We start from the raw sequence: 20,879 nt of genomic DNA, 5'->3' as shown, positions 1-20,879 counted from the left end.
CAATTACTATACCGGTATTAGAATGGGGTCATGGTGCGCACCCCACTCACCCCCGAAGAGCGCCAACGCGGCGAGCGGCTCGGCAAGCTGCTGCGTGAGGCGCGTGGCGGCCGGAGCATGACGGAGATCGCGGCGAGCGCGGGCATCTCCGCGGAGACCCTCCGGAAGATCGAGACCGGGCGGGCCCCGACCCCGGCCTTCTTCACGGTGGCCGCGCTGGCCGGAGTCCTGGGGCTGTCCATGGACGACCTGGCCGGACAATGCGTGCTGGTGCCCCTCTGAGGAACCCGCGCCGCGTGTGAAAACTCCCCGTAGCACGTCCGTAACACGACTGGTGTTGCCTACGGGGCGGAATGCTCCGGCCTCACGGGAGTTGAGCGATGGCGGCGGATCAACTCCCGGCTGAAGTCGGCGAGTTCGCGACCTACCTGGACGGCCTGCTGGCACGCCTCGATCCGTCCGGCGGCTGGTGCGCGGTGTTCTGGCAGCGCGACCCGGAGGGCATGCGGGCCTGCCTCGACGGGCGCGAGATGCCGCCCTGGGACGTGGTCGAGGCCCTGCTCCAGGACCTCGCCGGGCAGTACGGCCCCGGGGGAGCCGGCCCCGAGACGGACCGCGCCCGAGCCCTGCACGCCGCAGCGGTCGCCGCGTACGACGGCAGGCCCGGGGGCCGGGACGCCCTCGGCGACCGCCTCGACGTCATGCTCCGCGAACAGAGGTACGCCGCGGAACGCCAGGCCGCCTTGGCCCGCCATCTGACCTCGGCCACGACCCGCGAGCAGGCGGACGCCCTGCGCCTGGACCTGGCCTGGGCCCGCGACGACCACGAACGGGCCGCAGCGCGCTGCGCGGAACTCCGAGCCCGGATGGCCCACCTGGACCGACGCGACCGGGAGGCCGCCCCGGGGGCGTGGGATGACGCCGCCGGACCAGGGGGCGCCGGGGCGGCGGTACCGTCCACCGCCGCTGATCGGTACGACCACGGGGCGTCGTGGGCCGCGACCGGTGCCGCAGGCCTACACGACGCCGAAGCCTCGGGGGCCGGGCGGCACTCCGGGAGCCGGGCCGCTCCTGGCGGAGTCACCGAGCACGGCAGGCCCGGCACGGCCTCCTCGGCCGGGGCCGATGCCCCCGCCCGGCACGAGGCCGTGCCCCCGGAGGACCGGTGGAACACCCCGCAGCACCCCGGAGGCCCGGCCGTCCCAGGGGGAGTGGCCGCAGACGGCGGGCTCGACGGGTTCCGAGCCCCCGCCGCCCCGGCCGGGGCCGGTCCCGCCGCCCGGTACGGCGCCGTAGCCCCGGATGCCTCGCGGCATGACCCGCAGCACCCCGGGAGCCCGGCCGTCCCAGGGGGAGTGGCCGCAGGCGGCGGGCCCGGCGCGTTCGGCGCCCCGGCCGCCGACTCCACCCCAGCCGCCCCCGAACCTCCAGCGCCCGAACCCCCCACCCCCAAGCAGCGCAAACGCCGTCGCGGCAGTGCTCGCTTCGCCGGGATGGCGGACGAGGATGTCGCGGCCGTCGCCGTGCCGCCGGCTGCTGACCTGCCGGTTCTGCCCGCGCCCGCCCCCGCGAGCAGCGGCCGTACCCTCCGCGGCGCGCGCTTCGCCGGGGCCGCCGAGGAGGCCGTGGTGGAGCGCCCGGCGCGGGAGACCGGCGCGGCAGGGGCCGCGGATCTGGCCGAGGTCGGTCGGACCGTCGACCTGCTGGCCCGGCTGCGTGGCGAGGGCCGCAGCGGTGAGGCGCACGCGCTGCTGACCGAGGTCGCCTCGTGGGAGCCCGCCCGGTTTCCGCTGCTCGCCGAGCGGCTGCACCTCGCCGGGCTGGACGCCGACTGGCAGACCCTGCTGTGGGAGGCCGCCTCGCTGCCCGCCGGGCGGCTGGTCGCCGCCGCCGACGCACTGGTCGAGGCCGGGCGGGCGGAGGACGGGCGGCAGATGCTGCGGCAGGGGATCGCACGGCCGCCCGGCGAGGTCGGGGACGCCGTCCTCGGACTGACCGCCGAGGGGCGCCACCGCGAGGTGCGCGTGCTGCTCGACGCATACGTGAGGGCCCGCACCCCCGAGGAAGCCGCCCGCAGCGCCGAACCCGAACCGCGGCGCCTCGTGCCGCTCCTGCTGGAGGCGGCCCGGGGTGTCTCGGACGAGCGCCACTGGGACCTCGTGCACGCCCTGCGAGTCGCCGGATTCGCCGCCTGACCGGGGACCTCACGCCCCGGGCGACTCACCCACAGGAGTGTGAATCGCGCAATGCCCCGCGGGTTGGCGACGATGGTCTTGGCAACCCCGTGCCAGAGGCTTACGTTCGTGGCTCTACGGCCCGCTTCTACGGGCGTAGAGGCGCAGACGTCGCGTCGAAGGAGCAGCTCATGGCCAACGTCGTACGTGCCGCCCTGGTCCAGGCCACCTGGACCGGCGACACCGAGTCCATGGTGGCGAAACACGAGGAGCACGCCCGCGAGGCGGCCCGCCGGGGCGCGAAGATCATCGGTTTCCAGGAAGTCTTCAACAGCCCCTACTTCTGTCAGGTCGAGGAGCCGGAGCACTACCGCTGGGCCGAGCCCGTCCCCGACGGGCCGACCGTGCGGCGGATGCGGGCGCTCGCGCGCGAGACCGGCATGGTGATCGTCGCGCCGGTGTTCGAGGCGGAGCAGCCCGGCTTCTACTACAACACCGCGGCCGTGATCGACGCCGACGGCACCTACCTCGGCAAGTACCGCAAGCACCACATCCCGCAGCTCAAGGGTTTCCGCGAGAAGTTCTACTTCAAGCCCGGGAACCTCGGCTGGCCGGTCTTCGACACGGCCGTCGGCAAGGTCGGCGTCTACATCTGCTACGACCGCCACTTCCCGGAGGGCTGGCGCCAGCTCGGCCTGGCCGGCGCCCAACTCGTCTACAACCCCTCGGCCACCCACCGGAGCCTGTCGTCCCACCTGTGGCGGCTGGAGCAGCCCGCCGCCGCCGTCGCCAACGGGTACTACATCGCCGCGATCAACCGGGTCGGGCAGGAGGAGTACGGCGACAACGACTTCTACGGCACGAGCTACTTTGTCGACCCGCGCGGGCAGTTCGTGGGGGACGTCGCCAGCGACAGCGAGGAGGAGCTCGTGATCCGGGACATCGACCTCGACCTCATCGAAGAGGTACGGCAGACGTGGGCCTTCTACCGTGACCGCCGCCCCGACGCCTACGAAGGGCTGGTGCAGCCGTGACCAACGACCTCCTGGGCCGCCACCGGGCCGTGCTCCCCGACTGGCTCGCCCTCTACTACGAGGAGCCCCTCGAGCTCACCCACGGCGAGGGCCGCCACGTCTGGGACGCCCAGGGCAACCGGTACCTCGACTTCTTCGGCGGCATCCTCACCACCATGACGGCGCACGCGCTGCCCGAGGTGACCAAGGCGGTGAGCGAGCAGGCCGGGCGGATCATCCACTCCTCGACCCTCTACCTCAACCGCCCGATGGTCGAACTCGCCGAGCGCATCGCCCAGTTGAGCGGCATCCCGGACGCACGGGTCTTCTTCACCACGTCCGGCACCGAGGCCAACGACACCGCCCTGCTGCTGGCCACCTCCTACCGGCGCAGCAACACCATCCTGGCCATGCGCAACAGCTACCACGGCCGCTCCTTCAGCGCCGTCGGCATCACCGGCAACAGCGGCTGGTCCCCGACCTCGCTCTCCCCGCTCCAGACCCTGTACGTGCACGGCGGCGTGCGCACCCGCGGCCCGTTCGCCTCCCTCAGCGACGACGCCTTCATCGCGGCCTGCGTCGACGACCTGAAGGACCTGCTCGGCCACACCCGCCCGCCCGCCGCGCTGATCGCCGAACCCGTCCAGGGCGTCGGCGGCTTCACCGCACCACCGGACGGGCTCTACGCCGCCTTCCGCGAGGTGCTGCACGAGCGCGGCATCCTGTGGATCGCCGACGAGGTGCAGACCGGCTGGGGCCGCACCGGCGAGCACTTCTGGGGCTGGCAGGCCCACGGCCGCAACGGGCCGCCCGACATCATGACCTTCGCCAAGGGCATCGGCAACGGCATGTCCATCGGCGGGGTCGTCGCCCGCGCCGAGATCATGAACTGCCTGGACTCCAACAGCATCTCCACCTTCGGCGGCACCCAGATCACCATGGCGGCGGGCCTCGCCAACCTCAACTACCTGCTGGAACACGACCTCCAGGGCAACGCCCGGCGCGTCGGCGGCCTGCTCATCGAGCGGCTGCGGGCCGTCGCCGCACAGGTCCCGGCCGTACGCGAGGTACGCGGACGCGGGCTGATGATCGGCATCGAGATCACGAAACCGGGGACCGACGAGGCCGATCCGCAGACCGCGGCGGCCGTGCTGGAGGCGGCCCGCCAGGGTGGCCTGCTGATCGGCAAGGGCGGTGGGCACAACACCAGTTCGCTGCGCGTCGCGCCGCCGCTGTCCCTCAACGTCGCGGAGGCCGAGGAGGGCGCCGCGATCCTCGAGAACGCTCTGAGGAGCATCCAGTAGCAGTGCACTGAGCAAGGGACCCGCCACCATGACCATCACCCTGGATTCCCTGGAGCCCGCCCTGTCGGTGCGGCAGGTCCTCACCCTGGAACGGGTGCTCGCCGGGGAGCCCGAGGTGGTGGCCGGCGCGAGCCATCTCGACCGGCCGGTGCGCTGGGTGCACGTCGCCGAGGCCGCCGACGTCGGCGTGATGCTCAGCGGCGGCGAGATGGTCCTCACCACCGGTGTGCTGCTCGCCGGCGACGAGGACAAGCAGGCCGAGTACGTCCGGTCGCTGCACCGCGCGGAGGCCGCCGCCGTCGTCCTCGGGCTCGGCCGCGCCTTCCCCGCGGCGCCGGACGTGATGCGCCGGGCGGCCGAGCGGTGCGGACTGCCGATGGTCGTCCTGCACCGGCCCTTCCCCTTCGCCGAACTGACCGAGGAGGTCCAGTCGCGGCTGGTGCGCCGCAAGTTCGCCGCCGTCAGCCTCTCCGAGGCCGTTCGCACCGAACTCACCGCCCTCATCACCGCCGGCGCCCCGCTGCAACGCCTGCTCGACGAGGTCGCCCGGCACAGCGCCTGCCCGGTCGTCGTCACCAACCTCGCCCACCGCGTCCTCGGCACGGCGGGGGAGCGGCCCGCGGTGGACGACGTGCTGCGCGACTGGGAGCGCATCGCCCGGCAGGCCGGCGGCGTCGAGGGCGACGGCTGGATCCGGGCCGAACTGGGCGGGCGCGGGGAGCGCTGGGGCCGGATCGTGCTGTGCGGCTACCGCGGCGACACCGCCACCGGTCGGCTGCTGGCCGACCGCGCCGCCGAAGCCCTCGTCCTGCACCGCATGCTCGCCGGGGGCGCCGCGTGCTCCTGGGAGGAGCAGTCCGCGCAGAGCCTGCTGACCGACCTGGTCAGCGGCGTCGTACCGGCACGGCAACTGCTGCCCCGGGCCCGCGCGGCCGGGCTGCCGGTCAACCGGCGCACCTTCGTGCCGCTGGTCGTCCGCGACGGCGACCCCGCCCGGCTCGAACGGCTCCTGCGGCTGCTGGGGCTGCCCGGGCTGGTGGCCGAACTGGCCGACGGGGCGACCGCCGTGCTGCTCAGCCTTCCCCGGGACCAGGACGCGGGCGCCCTCGCCGCGCACTTCGCGACCCGGCTGCGGACCGAGACCGGCCCGGACCACACCGTCGTCGCAGCGGCCGAAGCCCGCTCCGCCTGGGACGACGTACCCACCGGACTGCGCGAGGCCCAGCACGTAGCGGACGCCGTGGCCGACTCCTCCGCCGCCCTCGACCTCCCACCGGTCGTGCGCCTGAAGGACGTCCACCTGCGGGGCCTGATCCGGCTGCTGCGCGACGACCCGCATGTGCAGTCCTTCGCGGAACGCGAGCTGGACGGGCTGCTCCGCGAGACCGACGAGGACCTGCTGTCGGTGCTGCGCACCTACCTGGCCACCGGCCGCAACAAGTCCCGCACCGCCCAGCTCCACCACGTCTCCCGGCCGGCCCTCTACCGCCGCCTGGAGGCGATACAGGTCCGCCTCGGGGTGGACCTCGACGACTTCGAGCAGGCCGCCTCGGTGCACATCGCACTCCTCGCGCACGACGCGCAACAGCAGTGAAACACGCGACCACCTGGGAAAACGGCGGTGAAACATGGGCCCATGGAAGAGTGACACGGTGGCACGCCGCACGCCCTCGGACGTGACACGCTGCAACTCAAAGACACCCTTCGCCCTCCCTAGGCTCACGGCACACCGAGCGACCGGAGGTCCCGATGAGCCCAGTGATCCGTGCCGCCGTCTTCCAGACCGCCTGGACGGGCGACAAGGAATCGATGATCCAGGTCCACGAGCAGGCGGCCCGCGACGCGGCCGCGCAGGGCGCTCAAGTCCTGTGCTTCCAGGAGCTGTTCTACGGACCGTACTTCTGCCAGGTGCAGGACCCGGCGTTCTACGAGTACGCCGAGCAGATCCCCGAGGGCCCGATCGTCCGGCGCTTCCAGGCACTCGCCAGGGAACTCGGCATCGTCCTGGTGCTGCCGATGTACGAGGAGGAGCAGCCCGGCGTCCTCTACAACACCGCCGCCGTGATCGACGCGGACGGCTCCTACCTCGGCAAGTACCGCAAGACACACATCCCTCAGGTCAGGGGCTTCTGGGAGAAGTTCTACTTCCGCCCGGGCAACTCCGGCTGGCCCGTCTTCGACACGGCCGTCGGCAAGGTCGGCGTCTACATCTGCTACGACCGCCACTTCCCCGAGGGCTGGCGCGCCCTGGGCCTCGCGGGTGCCGAGATCGTCTTCAACCCGTCGGCCACCTCCCGCGGCCTGTCCGGCTACCTCTGGCAGCTGGAGCAGCCGGCGGCGGCCGTGGCCAACGAGTACTTCGTCGGCGCGATCAACCGGGTCGGGGTCGAGGAGTACGGCGACAACGACTTCTACGGCACGTCGTACTTCGTGGACCCCGAGGCCCAGTTCGTCGGCGAGGTGGCGAGCGACAAGGAGCCCGAACTGGTCGTCCGCGACCTGGACATGGCCAAACTCCGCGAGGTCCGCGACCGCTGGCAGTTCTACCGGGACCGGGCGCCGGGCGCGTACGGACCACTGACGGCTCCGTAAGCGCCCCGACAGGGGCGCGGGGAACTGCGCGACCAGCCACGACCAACCGTCACGTGCACACCGTGAGGAGCGACCGATGAGCCGTACAGTCATTCGCGGCGGCCTGGTAGTCACCGCATCCGACGAGATCCACGCCGACGTCCTGATCGAGGACGGCCGAATCGCCGCCCTCGCAACCTCCCACACCCCCGCCGCAGAGGCCTTCACAGCCGACCGGACCATCGACGCCACCGGAAAGTACGTCATCCCCGGCGGCGTAGACGCCCACACCCACATGGAGCTGCCCTTCGGCGGCACCTTCGCCTCCGACACCTTCGAGACCGGCACCCGGGCCGCCGCCTGGGGCGGCACGACGACGATCATCGACTTCGCCGTGCAGAGCGTCGGCCACAGCCTGCGCGAGGGACTCGACGCCTGGCACGCCAAGGCCGACGGCAACTGCGCGATCGACTACGGCTTCCACATGATCGTCTCCGACGTCAACGAGCACACCCTCAAAGAGATGGACCACCTGGTCGAGGAGGGTGTCACCTCCTTCAAGCAGTTCATGGCCTACCCGGGGGTCTTCTACAGCGACGACGGCCAGATCCTGCGCGCCATGCAGCGCTCCGCCGAGAACGGCGGCCTGATCATGATGCACGCCGAGAACGGCATCGCGATCGACGTCCTGGTCGAGCAGGCCCTCGCCCGGGGCGAGACCGACCCGCGCTACCACGGCGAGGTCCGCAAGGCCCTGCTGGAAGCCGAGGCCACCCACCGCGCCATCAAGCTCGCGCAGGTGGCCGGCGCACCCCTGTACGTCGTGCACGTCTCGGCGACGGAGGCGGTCGCCGAGCTCGCCCGGGCCCGCGACGAGGGACTGAACGTCTTCGGCGAGACCTGCCCGCAGTACCTGTTCCTGTCCACCGACAACCTCGCCGAGCCGGACTTCGAGGGCGCGAAGTACGTGTGCTCGACCCCGCTCAGGCCGAAGGAGCACCAGGCCGCACTGTGGCGGGGGCTGCGGACGAACGACCTCCAGGTCGTCTCCACCGACCACTGCCCCTTCTGCTTCGCCGGTCAGAAGGACCTGGGCCGCGGCGACTTCTCCAAGATCCCCAACGGCTTGCCGGGCGTGGAGAACCGTATGGACCTCCTCCACCAGGCGGTCGTCGACGGGCACATCTCGCGCCGCCGCTGGATCGAGATCGCCTGCGCGACCCCGGCCCGGATGTTCGGCCTGTACCCGAAGAAGGGCACCATCGCGCCGGGCGCCGACGCCGACATCGTCATCTACGACCCGCACGCCGAGCAGGTCATGTCCGCCGAGACGCACCACATGAACGTCGACTACTCGGCGTACGAGGGCAAGCGCACCACCGGCCGGGTCGAGACGGTCCTCTCGCGCGGCGAACCGGTCATCACCGAGCGGGAGTACACCGGGCACGCCGGGCACGGCGTGTTCACCCCGCGATCCACCTGTCAGTACCTCAACTAGGAGTGGCGCAGATGGACTTCGGACTCGTGCTGCAGGCCGACCCGCCGGCCTCGCGGGTGATCAGCCTGATGAAGCGGGCGGAACGCAACGGCTTCACCTACGGCTGGACCTTCGACTCCGCCGTGCTGTGGCAGGAACCGTTCGTGATCTACAGCCAGATCCTGGCCAACACCACGACCCTGAAGGTCGGGCCGATGGTGACCAACCCCGGCACCCGCACCTGGGAGGTCACCGCCTCCACGTTCGCCACCCTCAACGACATGTTCGGCAACCGCACGGTCTGCGGCATCGGCCGCGGCGACTCCGCCATGCGCGTGGCCGGCCGCAAGCCCAACACCCTGGCCCGGATCAGCGAGGCCATGAAGGTCATCCGGGACCTCGGCAGCGGACGGGAGGCCGACCTCGGCGGCGGCACCGTCGTCCGGTTCCCCTGGATCAAGGAGGGCGCCGAACTGCCCGTGTGGATGGCGGCGTACGGCCCCAAGGCCCTGAAGATGACCGGCGAGGAGGCGGACGGGTTCATCCTCCAGCTGGCCGACCTGTATCTCACCGAGTACATGGTCAAGGCCGTGAAGGACGCGGCCGTCGCGGCCGGCCGGGACCCCGCCGAGGTGACCGTCTGCGTGGCCGCCCCGGCCTACGTCACCGAGGACGACTCGCCCGAGGCACTCGCCCACGCCCGCGAGCAGTGCCGCTGGTTCGGCGGCATGGTCGGCAACCACGTGGCCGACCTGGTCTCCAAGTACGGCGAGCACTCGGCCGCCGTCCCCGACGAACTCACCGACTACATCAAGGCCCGCGAGGGCTACGACTACTCCCACCACGGCCGCGCCGGCAACCCGGACACCCAGTTCGTGCCCGACGAGATCGTCGACCGGTTCTGCCTGATCGGCCCGGTGGAGAAGCACATCGAGAAGCTGGACGCGCTGCGCGCGCTCGGCGTGGACCAGTTCGCCGTCTACGACATGCACGACGCGCAGGAGGCCGTGATCGAGGCCTACGGATCGCGGGTGATCCCGGCCGTCAACGGCTGACCTCTTCCGCCGCACCACACCCCCGTGAACTCCCCCTTCCCAGCGGCTCGGGAAGGGGGCCCAGGACGCTCCCCGGTGCACCCGGAGCGCACCCCCCATCGGCGCCACCGCACGGCCTTTCCCGTCCCACCTCCCCTGATTGGCCCGGCCCATGACCGATACCGCTCCCACGGCCCCACCGCCGACCACCCAAGTCACCCTCGCCGACGGCCGGGTGGAGATCGCCCCGGGCGCCCCCGCACCGACCGGCCCCTACGCCAACGAGGACCTGCTGCCGGTCCCGGTCGAGAAGCGCACCTGGACCACCTACAACTTCTCCGCGCTGTGGGTCGGCATGGCCCACAACACGGCCTCCTGGACCCTGGCCTCCGGGCTCATCGCCGTCGGCATGGACTGGAAGCAGGCGGTGCTCACCATCGCCCTGGCCAACGTCATCGTGCTGATACCGATGCTGCTCACCGGGCACGCCGGACCCAAGTACGGCATACCCTTCCCGGTCTTCGCCCGGGCCTCCTTCGGCATCCGCGGCGCCAACCTGCCCGCCGTCGTGAGGGCGTTGGTGGCGTGCGGCTGGTTCGGCATCCAGACGTGGATCGGCGGCGAGGCCATCTACTTCCTGGCCGGCAAGCTCATCGGCACCGGCTGGACCGACGCGGCGAAGGTCGGCGGCTACGCCTGGACGATGTGGCTGTCGTTCGCGATCTTCTGGGCGCTGCAGGTCGTCATCATCTACCGGGGCATGGAGACCATCCGCCGCTTCGAGAACTGGGCGGCGCCCTTCGTGCTCGTCGGCGCGTTCGTGATGCTGTGGTGGATGAGCGACAAGGCGGGCGGCTTCGGCCCGCTGCTCGACCAGCCCTCCAAGCTCGGCTGGGGCGCCGACTTCTGGAAGCTGTTCGCCCCCGCCCTCATGGGCATGATCGGCTTCTGGTCCACGCTGTCGCTGAACATCCCCGACTTCACGCGTTACGGCCGGAGCCAGAAGGCACAGACCCGGGGCCAGGCGCTCGGCCTGCCGACCACCATGACCCTCTTCGCCTTCCTGTCGGTGATGGTCACCTCCGGCTCCCAGGCCGTCTACGGCGAGGCCATCTGGGACCCTGTGCAGCTCGCCGCCAAGACCGACAACACGGTCGGCCTGCTCTTCGCGCTGGTCACCGTCCTGGTCGCGACGCTCTCCGTCAACGTCGCGGCCAACCTGGTCTCGCCGGCGTTCGACTTCTCCAACATCGCGCCCCGCCGCATCAGTTTCCGGGCCGGCGCCCTCGCCACCTGTGTCCTCGGCGTGCTGATCTTCCCGTGGAAGCTCTACTCCGACCCGCAGGGCTACATCTTCACCTGGCTGGGCCTGGTCGGCGGCCTGCTCGGCACCGTCGCGGGCATCCTCATCGCCGACTACTGGATCCTGCGCCGCTCCCGGCTCGACCTCGCCGACCTGTACCGCCCGGGCGGCCGCTACTGGTACCAGGGCGGCTGGAACTGGCGGGCCGTCGTCGCCTTCGCCGTCGGCGGTGTCCTCGCCGTCGGCGGCGCGAGCTTCAAGCCGCTGATCGACGGCCGTCCCATTCCCGCCCTGGCCGATCTCGCCGACTACGGCTGGGCCGTGGGCCTGGGCACGTCGATGGTCCTGTACCTGGTGCTGATGGCCACGCGGGGCCGGAGCACCGTCTGAGGAAGGCCGGCGCGCTGGAGGGCGCTCAGCCCTTGTCGCTCTCCAGCGCGGCCACGGCTTCCTTCGCGGCCTTGATGGCGCCCTTGTTGATCGTGTCCGTGCTGGGCGCCTTCTTCGACTCGAAGTCACTGCCGTTGTAGGTGATCATCACCAGCGCGTTGGAAGCGCGGGCGATCACGGCGCCCTCGCGGGTCTCCTGCTTGTCCTCCGTCGTGAGGTTCACGACGGAGTAGGCGCTGTCACCGAGTCCGGGGACGGCCCCGCCGCCGCTCTTCTTCGTGGTGTGCTCCTCGTACGACTTCCGGGCGGCCTCGTCCGACTCCATGACCTCGTAGGAGACGTCGAGCCAGCGGTAGTCGTACCCCTTGAGCGCGTTCCAGGAGCAGGTGCGGCGCAGCTCGGAGTCCGTGGACGGGATCTCCTTGCCGGCCGTCTTGGCGCCCGGCACCAGCGATTCGAGCGTCTTCTTGGCGATGCTCCCGCACGGGGCGGGCGCGGCCGAGTACGTCTTCGACGCCGTCGACGTCGACGGGGCGGACGCGGACTGCGTCTCGGTCTTCTCTTCGGCCGGCTTGTGCTCGGCGGCCTGCGGCGCGGCGAGCGGACCGGATGACAGCGCCCAGCCCGCGGCGGCGAGCACGACCACCGGGGACAGACGTGCGGTCAGGGCGAGGGGCAGGGGTAGGGAACGCACGGCGCCCTTCTCGTGGGGGACGGAAGGTGCGGAGCGGGTCCGCACGGCGGACGGGACGACAGTCTCACACGAGTGTCTGTGGTGCGGAAGTGCGAACTCGCTCCGTGGCCGCGCGGTGACGGGGGCCCCCTTCTCACCGCCCGGAAATCGGGCGATTCAGCAGCTGGTGGGCGGTTTTCCCGAGGTTTTGCCAGGACCCCGGCAAGGGGAGGGGGACGGGTGGTGTGCCCCCTGAGCGCACAGGACGACGAGAGATGAGAAGGCCGTATGTTCACCACCCGCCCCACCCTCCAGGGCACCTTCGGCATGGTCTCCTCGACCCACTGGCTCGCCTCGCAGTCGGCGATGGCCGTCCTGGAGAGCGGCGGCAACGCCTACGACGCGGCAGTGGCGGGCGCCTTCGTGCTGCACGTCGTCGAGCCGCACCTCAACGGCCCGGCGGGCGAGGTCCCGATCCTGCTCGCGCCGGCCGGCGGCGAGGTGCGGGTGCTGTGCGGGCAGGGCGTCGCACCGGCCGGCGCGACCGTCGCGCACTACCGGGGCCTCGGCCTGGACCTGGTCCCCGGCACCGGGCCGCTCGCCGCCGCCGTCCCGGGCGCGTTCGACGCGTGGATGCTGCTGCTGCGCGACCACGGCACCCGGTCCCTCGACGACGTCCTGAAGTACGCCATCGGCTACGCCGAGCACGGCCACGCCCCCGTGGAGCGCGTCGGCGAGACCGTCGAGACCGTGCGCGAGCTGTTCGAGACGGAGTGGACCTCGTCGGCGGACGTCTATCTGCCCGGCGGCAAGGCGCCGCGCCCCGGCGAGCTCTTCGCCAACCCCGCGCTCGCCGCCACCTGGAAGCGCCTGCTCGCCGAGACGGCCGGCGCCGGCGACCGGGAGGCGCGGATCGAGGCCGCCCGGCAGGTGTGGCGCGGCGGGTTCATCGCCGACGCCCTCGTCCGCCAGGCCGGCCGCCCGACCAGGGACACCAGCGGAAAACGTCACACCGGCACCCTCACGGCCGCCGACCTCGCCGCCTGGTCCGCGACCTACGAGGCACCGGCGACGTACGACTGGAACGGCTGGACCGTGTGCAAGCCGGGCCCCTGGAGCCAGGGCCCCGTCCTCCTCCAGCAACTCGCCCTGCTCCCGCCCGAACTGCCCCCGTACGGTTCGGCCGACTACGTCCACCTCCTGGTCGAGAACTGCAAGCTCGCCATGGCCGACCGCGAGGCCTGGTACGGGGACGCCGCCGACGTGCCGCTCGACGACCTGCTGTCCGACGCGTACAACACGGTCCGCCGCACCCTCGTCGGCGAGCGGGCCGAGAACGACCTGCGGCCCGGCAGCCCCGGCGGACGCACCCCGCGGCTGTGCGCGCACGCGCGCGTGGCCGCCGCCGCCCAGAAGGGCTTCGACGCCCTGGGCGCCGGTGAACCGACCGTCGCCAAGAGCCCGGCGTCCCCCGTTCCCGGCGAACCGGAGGTCCTCGCCGACGGCACCACCCGGGGCGACACCTGCCACCTCGACGTCGTCGACCGCTGGGGCAACATGGTCTCGGCCACGCCCAGCGGCGGCTGGCTCCAGTCCAACCCCGTCGTGCCAGAACTCGGCTTCCCGCTCGGCACCCGGCTCCAGATGACCTGGCTGGAGGAGGGCCTGCCGGGCTCCCTGACCCCCGGCCGCCGCCCCCGCACCACCCTGACACCCTCGATCGCCCTGCGCGACGGCGTGCCCGTCATGGCGTTCGGCACGCCCGGCGGTGACCAGCAGGACCAGTGGCAGCTGCACTTCTTCCTCGCGGTCGCGCTGCGCGCCCGCGTGCGCGGCGGCCCCGACCTCCAGGGCGCGATCGACGCCCCCAACTGGCACAACGACAGCTTCCCCGGCTCCTTCTACCCGCGCGGCATGCGCCCGGGCAGCGTGACGGTGGAGTCCCGCACCGCCCCGGCCGTCGTCGCGGAACTGCGCCGCCGCGGCCACGACGTGACCGTGGGCGGCCCCTGGTCGGAGGGCCGGCTGTGCGCGGTCGCGCGGGACCCGGAGACGGGCGTCCTGTCGGCCGCGGCGAACCCGCGCGGAATGCAGGGGTACGCGGTGGGCCGGTGACCGGCCGGCCGGTCTCGGGTGCGCGCCCGCGGACTCACCGCCGTCCGACCGCCCCCGGACGCCCCGCTGTTCATCGCGGTGCCACCCGCGGTGCACCCGGCCGGCGCGCGCTGTCAGTGGCACGTGTTGTCATGGAGGGGTGAACGACAGCACCGAAACCATCGAAGAGTTTCTCGCACAGCACGCCTTCGACGTCGAAGAGGCGATCCGCAAGGCTGCCGCCAACGAGATCATGCCGCGCTGGCGCCGGCTGGCCGCGCACGAGGTCGACCAGAAGAGCGGCCCGCACGATCTGGTGACCGACGCCGACCGCAAGGCCGAGCTGTACCTGACCGAGGCGCTGGTCGCCCTGCTGCCCGGCTCGGTCGTGGTCGGCGAGGAGGCGGTCCACGCCAACCCGGAGTCGTACCGGGCGATACGCGGTGACGCCCCGGTCTGGATCGTCGACCCGGTCGACGGGACACGCCAGTTCGTCCGCGGCGAGGCCGGGTTCTGCACCCTGGTCGCGCTGGCCCACCGCGGCACCCTGCTCGCGTCCTGGACGTACGCGCCCGCCCGCGACCGGCTCGCCACCGCCCTGCGGGGCAAGGGTGCCCACCTCGACGGGGAGCGGCTGTTCGCCGGAGTGCCGGAGGCCGGCCGGGACCTGCGCGTGGCCACCTCCCACCCCGACTACACGACGGACGAGCAGAAGCACGCCCTGCTCGGCCTGCGCACCGACGGCGTGGCACCGCGCCCGTGCGGCTCCGCCGGACTGGAGTATCTCGCCATCGCCCGCGGCGAGTCCGACGCGGTCGCGTTCTCCTGGGAAGCGGCCTGGGATCACGCGGCCGGGCTGCTGCTGGTCGAGGAGGCCGGCGGCGCCCACCTGACGCTCGCGGACGAGCCGTTCCGCATCGCGGGCGGCAACGCCCTGCCCTTCACCGCCGCCCGCGACGCGGCCACGGCCCGCCGGGTGGTGAGCCTGCTGTCGGGCGGGGCATGAGCGGCGGGCCATTGCGTGTCGCACACAGCTGACTACGCAGTGTGTGCACGCGAGGGGATTCGGTCGCCGCAAAGCGGCCTTCCCTGCCGGAAACCACCGGCGGCCGGTGACTGTCAGTCCCCGGGCATATCCTGATCCCCAGTGGCCGTCGGCTGACGAAGGGGTCCGAGGTGCCGTCGATGCTCGATGCCGTCGTAGTGGGTGCGGGGCCGAACGGACTGACCGCGGCCGTGGAGCTGGCCCGCCGCGGCTTCTCCGTCGCCGTCTTCGAGGCCCGGAGCACCGTGGGCGGCGGAGCCCGCACCGAGGAGCTCACCCTCCCCGGCTTCCGGCACGACCCGTGCTCCGCGGCCCACCCGCTCGCCATCAACTCCCCGGCGTTCCGCGCCCTTCCGCTGGAGCGGTACGGCCTGGAGTGGCTGCACGCCGAGCTGCCCATGGCACACCCCTTCCCGGACGGATCGGCGGCCGTCCTGGCCCGGACGGTCGGCGAGACGGCCGCCTCCTTCGGCCCGCGCGACGCCGACGCGTACCGCAGGCTCGTCGAGCCCTTCCTGCCCAAGTGGGACACCCTCGCCCGGGACTTCATGTCGCTGCCGCTGACCGCGCTGCCCCGCGACCCGGTGACCCTCGCCCGCTTCGGCCTGGCCGGACTGCCCCCGTCGACGCTGCTGATGCGCCGCTTCCGCGACGAACCGGCCAAGGCCCTGTTCTCCGGGCTCGTCGCCCACGTGATGGCCCCCCTCGGCGGCTTCGCCACCGGCGCCATCGGCCTGGTCTTCGCCCTCGCGGCGCACGCCCGGGGCTGGCCCGTCGCCCGCGGCGGCTCCCAGTCCCTCTCCGACGCCCTCGCCGCCTACCTGCGGGACCTCGGCGGCAGCGTCCACACCGACTACGAGGTCAAGCGCCTCGACGACCTGCCGCCGGCCCGGGCGTACGTCTTCGACACCTCGCCCACCGCCCTGGCCCGCATCGCCGGCTTCGGCAACCACTACGCCGGCTACCGCTACGGACCGGGCGTCTTCAAGATCGACTACGCGCTGGACGGCCCCGTGCCCTGGACCGCGAAGGAGGCCCGCGCCGCCGGCACGGTGCAGGTCGGCGCGAGCAGCGCGGAGATCGGTGCCGCCCTGCGCGCGGTCTCCCGGGAGGGCCGGGCCCCCGACAAGCCGTTCCTGATCACGGTCCAGCCGAGCGTCGTCGACCCCACCCGGGCCCCGGCGGGCAAGCACGTCTTCTGGGCCTACGGGCACGTCCCGCATGGCTGGACCGGCGACCTCACCGACACCATCGAGCGCCAACTGGAGCGCTTCGCCCCGGGGTTCCGCGACCGCGTCCTGGCCCGCGCCACGGCCGGCCCGCCCGAACTCGCCGCCCGCAACGCCAACTACATCGGCGGGGACATCGCCTCCGGCGCGGTCTCCGGCCTCCAGCTCCTGCTGCGCCCCAAGCCCACCCTGTTCCCGTACCGCACCCCGCATCCCGCCGTCTTCATCTGCTCGTCGGCGACCCCGCCGGGCCCCGGCGTGCACGGCATGTCCGGGCACAACGCGGCGAAGGCCGTCTGGAAGCGACTGAGGCAGACATGACGGCCATCGAACTGGTCCAGGGCGACATCACCCGCGAGAGCGTCGACGTGATCGTCAACGCGGCCAACTCCTCCCTGCTGGGCGGGGGAGGGGTCGACGGCGCGATCCACCGCCGCGGCGGCCCGGCCATCCTGGAGGACTGCCGCAGGCTCCGCGCGGCGCACCTCGGCAAGGGCCTGCCCACCGGCCAGGCCGTCGCCACCACCGCGGGCGACCTGGACGCCCGCTGGGTCGTCCACACGGTCGGCCCGGTGTTCAGCCCCACCGACGACCGCTCCGCCCTCCTCGCCTCCTGCTACCGCGAGTCGCTCCGGATCGCCGGTGAACTCGGCGCCCGCAGCGTCGCGTTCCCCGCCATCTCCACCGGCGTCTACGGCTGGCCGATGGACGACGGCGCCCGCATCGCGATCGAGACCGTACGGGCGGCGGACACCACGGTCGAGGAGGTCAGGTTCGTCCTCTTCGACCGGCCCGCGTACGAGGCGTTCGCCGCGCACCTTCGCTGAGCCGCGAGACGCCGGCGCTCAGACGGGCTCGGGCTCGAAGTGCCGCAGCAGATCCCGGCCGGGCTGGACGACGCCGTAGCTGTTCTCCGGCACGGTGTTCCACACCCCGGGAAGGTCGCCCAGCGGTTCCGACACCACCAGCCGGGTCTCGTCCGAGATGTGGTTCAGGAACGCGAGATCGGGGTGCAGGGCACGCACGTCCTCCACCCGGCTGCTGTAGTACAGCGAGCGCGAGGCTCCGCCGCTCGAGTACCGGAAGAACCACACCCGCTCGCCGTCGGTCACCGCGACCGTCATCTGGAGCGGCTCCGGCACCCCGTGTTCGTGCCCGAGCCGCTCGACGAGCCCCGCCATCCGGGCCACCGCCCCCGGCGGATCTCCGTCGAGACCGAGGGTGAGGGCCACGTGGAACATCACCTCGGAATCCGTCGTGCCCTCCAGTGACGGGAACAGCTCCGGCGCTATGGCCAGCATGAGATCCCGGCGCAGCGCGGAGAACCCGGCGATCGCCCCGTTGTGCATCCACATCCAGCGTCCGTGCCGGAAGGGGTGGCAGTTGGTCTGCTGCACGGCGGTGCCGGTGGAGGCCCGCACATGGGCGAAGAAGAGCGACGAGCGGACGTGGTCGGCGATCTCCCGCAGGTTGCGGTTGCTCCAGGCCGGACCCGTGTCGCGGATGACGGCCGGGGTGCGCAGATGCCACGCGTACCAGCCGACGCCGAAGCCGTCGCCGTTGGTGGTTTCGACCCCCATCCGCGCGTGCAGGCTCTGGTCGATCAACGAGTGCTCGGGGCGGTAGAGGACGTCGTCGAGCAGTACGGGGGTGCCCGAGTAGGCGAGCCAGCGGCACATGGTCGGTCCTCCCGTTCCGAGCGGTGACCCCAGGAGACTCCGGCCGGAGCGGTGGCCGCATCGCCCGCCACGGGTGGTTGACGGGGGACGGTGAGGCCCGGGCGTGCGCGGCAGAGCCAACACTGAGATGCTGATCAGGACGATCGCCAGTTCAGGACCGACTGACGGACGGCAGGCAGGGGTGAGCCCCATGGCCGCGACCGATGAGACTCCGGAGGCGGGGTTCGCCGACCCCACCGGCGACCCGATGCTGCGCACCCGGTTCGCCCTGCCCAGCCGGCCCGCCATGTTCGTGCGCCGGCCACGCCTGACCGAGCACCTCGACCAGGCCCTGGGGACGCCCCTGACGATGGTCAACGGGTCGGCCGGCGCCGGCAAGACGCTCCTGGTCGCCGACTGGGCCTCCGGCCTGCGCCAACCGGTCGCCTGGCTCACCGCCGAGAGCACCGATCAGGCCCCCGGCGTCTTCTGGGCGCATGTGCTGCAGGCCCTGCGCGCGGCCGGTGTGCCGGTGGCGAGCGAGGTCGGCAGCCCCGCGGAAGCGAGCCGCGTGGACCGGCGGACGCTCACCCGCCTCGCCGCCGATCTGGAGGGCAGGGACACATCCACGCTCGTCGTCCTCGACGAGTTCGACCGCGTGGTCTCCCGCGAGATCGCCGAGCAACTGGAGTTCGTCCTGCACCACGCCGGGCGTGGCCTGCGTCTGATCCTGGTCACCCGCACCGAACCCCTGCTGCCGCTGCACCGCTACCGGGCGTCCGGCGAGATGACGGAGATCCGGGACGCCGAACTGGCCTTCACCCCGGACGAGGCCCATGAGCTCCTGACACGGCACGGCCTCCACCTGTCCACGAGCGCCGTGCAGGCCCTGGTGGAACGGACCCGGGGATGGGCCGCGGGTCTCAGGCTCTGCGCACTCGCCGCCCGGCAGGGCACGGACCCGCACGCCTACCTGAAGCAGTTCGAGGCGGACCACAGCGCGGTGGCCGACTTCCTGCTGGCCGAGGTGCTCGACCGGCAGGCACCCGACACACAGGACCTGCTGCTGCGCATCAGCGTGCTGGAGCGCTGCTGCCCCGACCTGGTCAACGTGCTGACACAGCGCACCGACGCGGAGCCCATCCTGGCCGCGTTGCAGCGCGAGAACGCCTTCGTCCACTACCTCGGCCACTCGTGGTACAGCCTGCATCCCCTGTTCGCCGAGATCCTCCGCGCCCACCTGCGCGAGCGTTTCCCCGGCCTGGAGCCGGAACTGCGCAGCCGGGCGGCCCAGTGGCTGCGGCGTTCCGGAGCCCTGCCCGAAGCGCTCGCCCAGGGAGCGGCGGCGGACGACTGGGAGTTCACCGCACGGGCCGTGGTCGACGACCTCGCCCTCGGTCAGCTCTTCACCGGCCTGCGCTCCGACGACCTGACCGCGCTGTTCGAGCGGATGGGCCCCGACGTCAGGGGCCCGGCCCCGGACCTCGTCCGCGCGGCCCGCGAGCTGGCCGGCCGCGATGTCGAACACGGCCTGGCGCACCTGCACCGGGCCGAGGAGGAACTGGCGCGGGACGGCGCGACGGACCCGGCGGCGGCCGGGCTCACCTGCGCCCTGCTGGAGGCCCTGGCGGCGCGGCTGACCGGAACCCCGGGCAGGGCGGAGCGCGCCGCGGAGCAGGCACTGGCCCTCCGGCCGGAGGTTCCCGGGCACCTGCTCGACGAGCACCCGGAGCTGAACGCCCTGCTGCTCACCCACCTGGGTTCCGCCCGGCTGTGGGCCGGGCGCTTCGAGGACGCCCGTACCGTCCTGTCGGCGGTTGCCGGACGACCCGGCGGAGCGGCCATGGCGCTGCCCCGGTGGGAGGCGCTCGGGCATCTGGCTCTGATCGACTACCTGAACGGCTGGCTCGGCCGGGCGGAGCACAAGGCCCTGGCGGCGGCCGGCCAGGCCCAGCGGTACAGCCTGCCCCAGCGGTCCGGGGCCGGACTCGGCACGCTGGTCCGGGCCGCCGTCCTCATCGACCGTGACGAACTCGACGAGGCGCAGGCGCTCCTCGACGAGGTCGCCGCCTCCCACCTGCTCGGCGAGGATCCCGTCGAGGAAGCGGGCCGGGTGCTCACCCGGGGCCGGCTGCTGCTCGCCAGGGGAGACGCCCGGGCCGCACTGGCGGCGGCGGACGCGATCGTCCCGGCCGTCGTGAGCTCACCCTGGGCCCAGGACCACGCCGCTGCCCTCGCCTCCGCCGCCTACCTGGCCCAGGGGCAGCCCGAGCCGGCCCGGAAGGTCGTCGAGCGGGTGGCCGACCGCCGGGCCGCCTGCACCGTGCAAGCCGCCCGGGCCCGGCTCGCCGCGGGCCACCCCGCAGAAGCGCTGGAGATGCTCCACAGCCTGCCGGAGACCGACCGGCCCGGGCCGGCGGTGACCGTCCGGGCCACGCTGGTCCGCGCCCAGGCCGCCCACGAGCTCGGCGACCACACCGCCGCCCACCGCCTGCTCGGCCGGGCCCTCCTGGACGGCCGGCGCGAGCAGCTGCGCCTGCCGTTCCTGGAAGCCGGCCCCTGGATCCGCCCGCTGCTTAGCACGGGCCGCCTGCGGGAGCTGGCGGGCGGCTGGCTCGTCCCCGGCCCCGGGCACGGTCCCCCCGCCCCCACGGAGCAGCCGCAGCCACCGGCGCTCGTCGTCGAGGAACTGAGCGCGCGCGAGCGTGACGTGCTGCGCAGGCTGGCCGAGATGAGGTCGACGGAGGAGATCGCGGCCGACCTCCACGTCTCGGTGAACACCGTGAAGACCCACCTGAAGAGCATCTACCGCAAGCTCGCGGTGAGCCGGCGCGGCGACGCGGTGCGCCGCGCACGCGACGCGCGGATCCTCTGACCCCACGGGTCCGGCTTCGCCCCCTCGCCCGGGGCGGGT

At 72.8% G+C, this 20,879-nt stretch carries 16 protein-coding genes; 14 read left to right on the top strand and 2 right to left on the bottom strand.

Annotation, left to right across the window (positions count from 1 at the left end):
• The first annotated feature begins 30 nt into the window (after positions 1-30).
• From HNR57_RS03350 to HNR57_RS03310, 9 genes are all read left to right on the top strand, one after another.
• The gene (locus HNR57_RS03350; RefSeq protein ID WP_184555579.1) at positions 31-282 is read left to right on the top strand and encodes a helix-turn-helix domain-containing protein; all 252 of its coding nucleotides are present in this window, start codon (positions 31-33) and stop codon (positions 280-282) included.
• Between the two features lie 98 nt (positions 283-380).
• Positions 381-2,195 (top strand): hypothetical protein, encoded by a 1,815-nt coding sequence (locus tag HNR57_RS03345; RefSeq protein WP_184555576.1) that lies wholly within the window; start codon positions 381-383, stop codon positions 2,193-2,195.
• A gap of 170 nt (positions 2,196-2,365) precedes the next feature.
• Entirely contained in the window at positions 2,366-3,208 is an 843-nt protein-coding gene (locus HNR57_RS03340; RefSeq protein WP_184555573.1) for a nitrilase-related carbon-nitrogen hydrolase, read from the top strand.
• The gene (locus HNR57_RS03335; protein WP_184555570.1) at positions 3,205-4,491 is read left to right on the top strand and encodes an aspartate aminotransferase family protein; all 1,287 of its coding nucleotides are present in this window, start codon (positions 3,205-3,207) and stop codon (positions 4,489-4,491) included. The genes HNR57_RS03340 and HNR57_RS03335 overlap by 4 nt, the downstream gene beginning before the upstream one ends.
• 28 nt (positions 4,492-4,519) lie before the next feature.
• Positions 4,520-6,085 carry a PucR family transcriptional regulator gene (locus HNR57_RS03330; RefSeq protein WP_184555567.1) on the top strand — a complete coding sequence of 522 codons (1,566 nt, stop codon included), beginning with the start codon at positions 4,520-4,522 and terminating at the stop codon, positions 6,083-6,085.
• Between the two features lie 155 nt (positions 6,086-6,240).
• A complete protein-coding gene (locus tag HNR57_RS03325; RefSeq protein ID WP_184555564.1) occupies positions 6,241-7,083 on the top strand; it encodes a nitrilase-related carbon-nitrogen hydrolase in 843 nt (280 codons plus the stop codon).
• A 76-nt stretch (positions 7,084-7,159) separates the two neighbouring features.
• The gene (gene hydA / locus HNR57_RS03320) at positions 7,160-8,560 is read left to right on the top strand and encodes a dihydropyrimidinase (RefSeq protein ID WP_184555561.1); all 1,401 of its coding nucleotides are present in this window, start codon (positions 7,160-7,162) and stop codon (positions 8,558-8,560) included.
• An 11-nt stretch (positions 8,561-8,571) separates the two neighbouring features.
• Positions 8,572-9,594 carry a TIGR03842 family LLM class F420-dependent oxidoreductase gene (locus HNR57_RS03315; protein WP_184555559.1) on the top strand — a complete coding sequence of 341 codons (1,023 nt, stop codon included), beginning with the start codon at positions 8,572-8,574 and terminating at the stop codon, positions 9,592-9,594.
• Between the two features lie 151 nt (positions 9,595-9,745).
• Positions 9,746-11,266: an NCS1 family nucleobase:cation symporter-1 gene (locus HNR57_RS03310; RefSeq protein ID WP_184555555.1), complete on the top strand. Its 1,521-nt coding sequence runs from the start codon at positions 9,746-9,748 to the stop codon at positions 11,264-11,266.
• Between the two features lie 25 nt (positions 11,267-11,291).
• On the opposite strand, the gene HNR57_RS03305 is transcribed toward HNR57_RS03310, so the two are convergent.
• Complete coding sequence (locus tag HNR57_RS03305) at positions 11,292-11,960, bottom strand: hypothetical protein (RefSeq protein ID WP_184555552.1); 669 nt, start codon at positions 11,958-11,960, stop codon at positions 11,292-11,294.
• A gap of 267 nt (positions 11,961-12,227) precedes the next feature.
• On the opposite strand from HNR57_RS03305, the gene HNR57_RS03300 reads away from it, so the two are divergent.
• From HNR57_RS03300 to HNR57_RS03285, 4 genes are all read left to right on the top strand, one after another.
• Positions 12,228-14,054, top strand: coding sequence for a gamma-glutamyltransferase family protein (locus HNR57_RS03300; protein WP_184555550.1), 1,827 nt, complete (start codon positions 12,228-12,230; stop codon positions 14,052-14,054).
• A 139-nt stretch (positions 14,055-14,193) separates the two neighbouring features.
• A complete protein-coding gene (locus tag HNR57_RS03295) occupies positions 14,194-15,039 on the top strand; it encodes an inositol monophosphatase family protein (protein WP_184555547.1) in 846 nt (281 codons plus the stop codon).
• Between the two features lie 179 nt (positions 15,040-15,218).
• A complete protein-coding gene (locus HNR57_RS03290) occupies positions 15,219-16,628 on the top strand; it encodes a phytoene desaturase family protein (protein ID WP_184555544.1) in 1,410 nt (469 codons plus the stop codon).
• A complete protein-coding gene (locus HNR57_RS03285) occupies positions 16,625-17,134 on the top strand; it encodes an O-acetyl-ADP-ribose deacetylase (RefSeq protein WP_184555541.1) in 510 nt (169 codons plus the stop codon). Before HNR57_RS03290 ends, HNR57_RS03285 begins: the two co-directional genes overlap by 4 nt.
• Positions 17,135-17,152: 18 nt before the next feature.
• Here HNR57_RS03285 and HNR57_RS03280 read toward each other — a convergent pair whose 3' ends face one another.
• Positions 17,153-17,986 carry a class II glutamine amidotransferase gene (locus HNR57_RS03280; protein ID WP_184555538.1) on the bottom strand — a complete coding sequence of 278 codons (834 nt, stop codon included), beginning with the start codon at positions 17,984-17,986 and terminating at the stop codon, positions 17,153-17,155.
• Positions 17,987-18,176: 190 nt separating this feature from the next.
• On the opposite strand from HNR57_RS03280, the gene HNR57_RS03275 reads away from it, so the two are divergent.
• Positions 18,177-20,840: a winged helix-turn-helix domain-containing protein gene (locus tag HNR57_RS03275; protein ID WP_184555535.1), complete on the top strand. Its 2,664-nt coding sequence runs from the start codon at positions 18,177-18,179 to the stop codon at positions 20,838-20,840.
• Positions 20,841-20,879 lie beyond the last annotated feature (39 nt).

The sequence above is a fragment of the Streptomyces paradoxus genome (assembly GCF_014202475.1).
Classification (GTDB): Bacteria; Actinomycetota; Actinomycetes; order Streptomycetales; family Streptomycetaceae; genus Streptomyces; species Streptomyces paradoxus.
This window is presented reverse-complemented; position numbering and strand designations above follow the sequence as displayed.

Excerpts from the sequence above, each read along its gene's own strand:
- HNR57_RS03315 (WP_184555559.1), top strand. The coding sequence starts at position 8,572 with ATGGACTTCGGACTCGTGCTGCAGGCCGACCCGCCGGCCTCGCGGGTG.
- HNR57_RS03340 (WP_184555573.1), top strand. The coding sequence starts at position 2,366 with ATGGCCAACGTCGTACGTGCCGCCCTGGTCCAGGCCACCTGGACCGGC.
- HNR57_RS03350 (WP_184555579.1), top strand. The coding sequence starts at position 31 with ATGGTGCGCACCCCACTCACCCCCGAAGAGCGCCAACGCGGCGAGCGG.
- HNR57_RS03345 (WP_184555576.1), top strand. The coding sequence starts at position 381 with ATGGCGGCGGATCAACTCCCGGCTGAAGTCGGCGAGTTCGCGACCTAC.
- HNR57_RS03285 (WP_184555541.1), top strand. The coding sequence starts at position 16,625 with ATGACGGCCATCGAACTGGTCCAGGGCGACATCACCCGCGAGAGCGTC.
- HNR57_RS03290 (WP_184555544.1), top strand. The coding sequence starts at position 15,219 with ATGCTCGATGCCGTCGTAGTGGGTGCGGGGCCGAACGGACTGACCGCG.
- HNR57_RS03300 (WP_184555550.1), top strand. The coding sequence starts at position 12,228 with ATGTTCACCACCCGCCCCACCCTCCAGGGCACCTTCGGCATGGTCTCC.
- HNR57_RS03280 (WP_184555538.1), bottom strand. The coding sequence starts at position 17,986 with ATGTGCCGCTGGCTCGCCTACTCGGGCACCCCCGTACTGCTCGACGAC.
- HNR57_RS03275 (WP_184555535.1), top strand. The coding sequence starts at position 18,177 with ATGGCCGCGACCGATGAGACTCCGGAGGCGGGGTTCGCCGACCCCACC.
- HNR57_RS03330 (WP_184555567.1), top strand. The coding sequence starts at position 4,520 with ATGACCATCACCCTGGATTCCCTGGAGCCCGCCCTGTCGGTGCGGCAG.
- HNR57_RS03310 (WP_184555555.1), top strand. The coding sequence starts at position 9,746 with ATGACCGATACCGCTCCCACGGCCCCACCGCCGACCACCCAAGTCACC.
- HNR57_RS03325 (WP_184555564.1), top strand. The coding sequence starts at position 6,241 with ATGAGCCCAGTGATCCGTGCCGCCGTCTTCCAGACCGCCTGGACGGGC.
- hydA (WP_184555561.1), top strand. The coding sequence starts at position 7,160 with ATGAGCCGTACAGTCATTCGCGGCGGCCTGGTAGTCACCGCATCCGAC.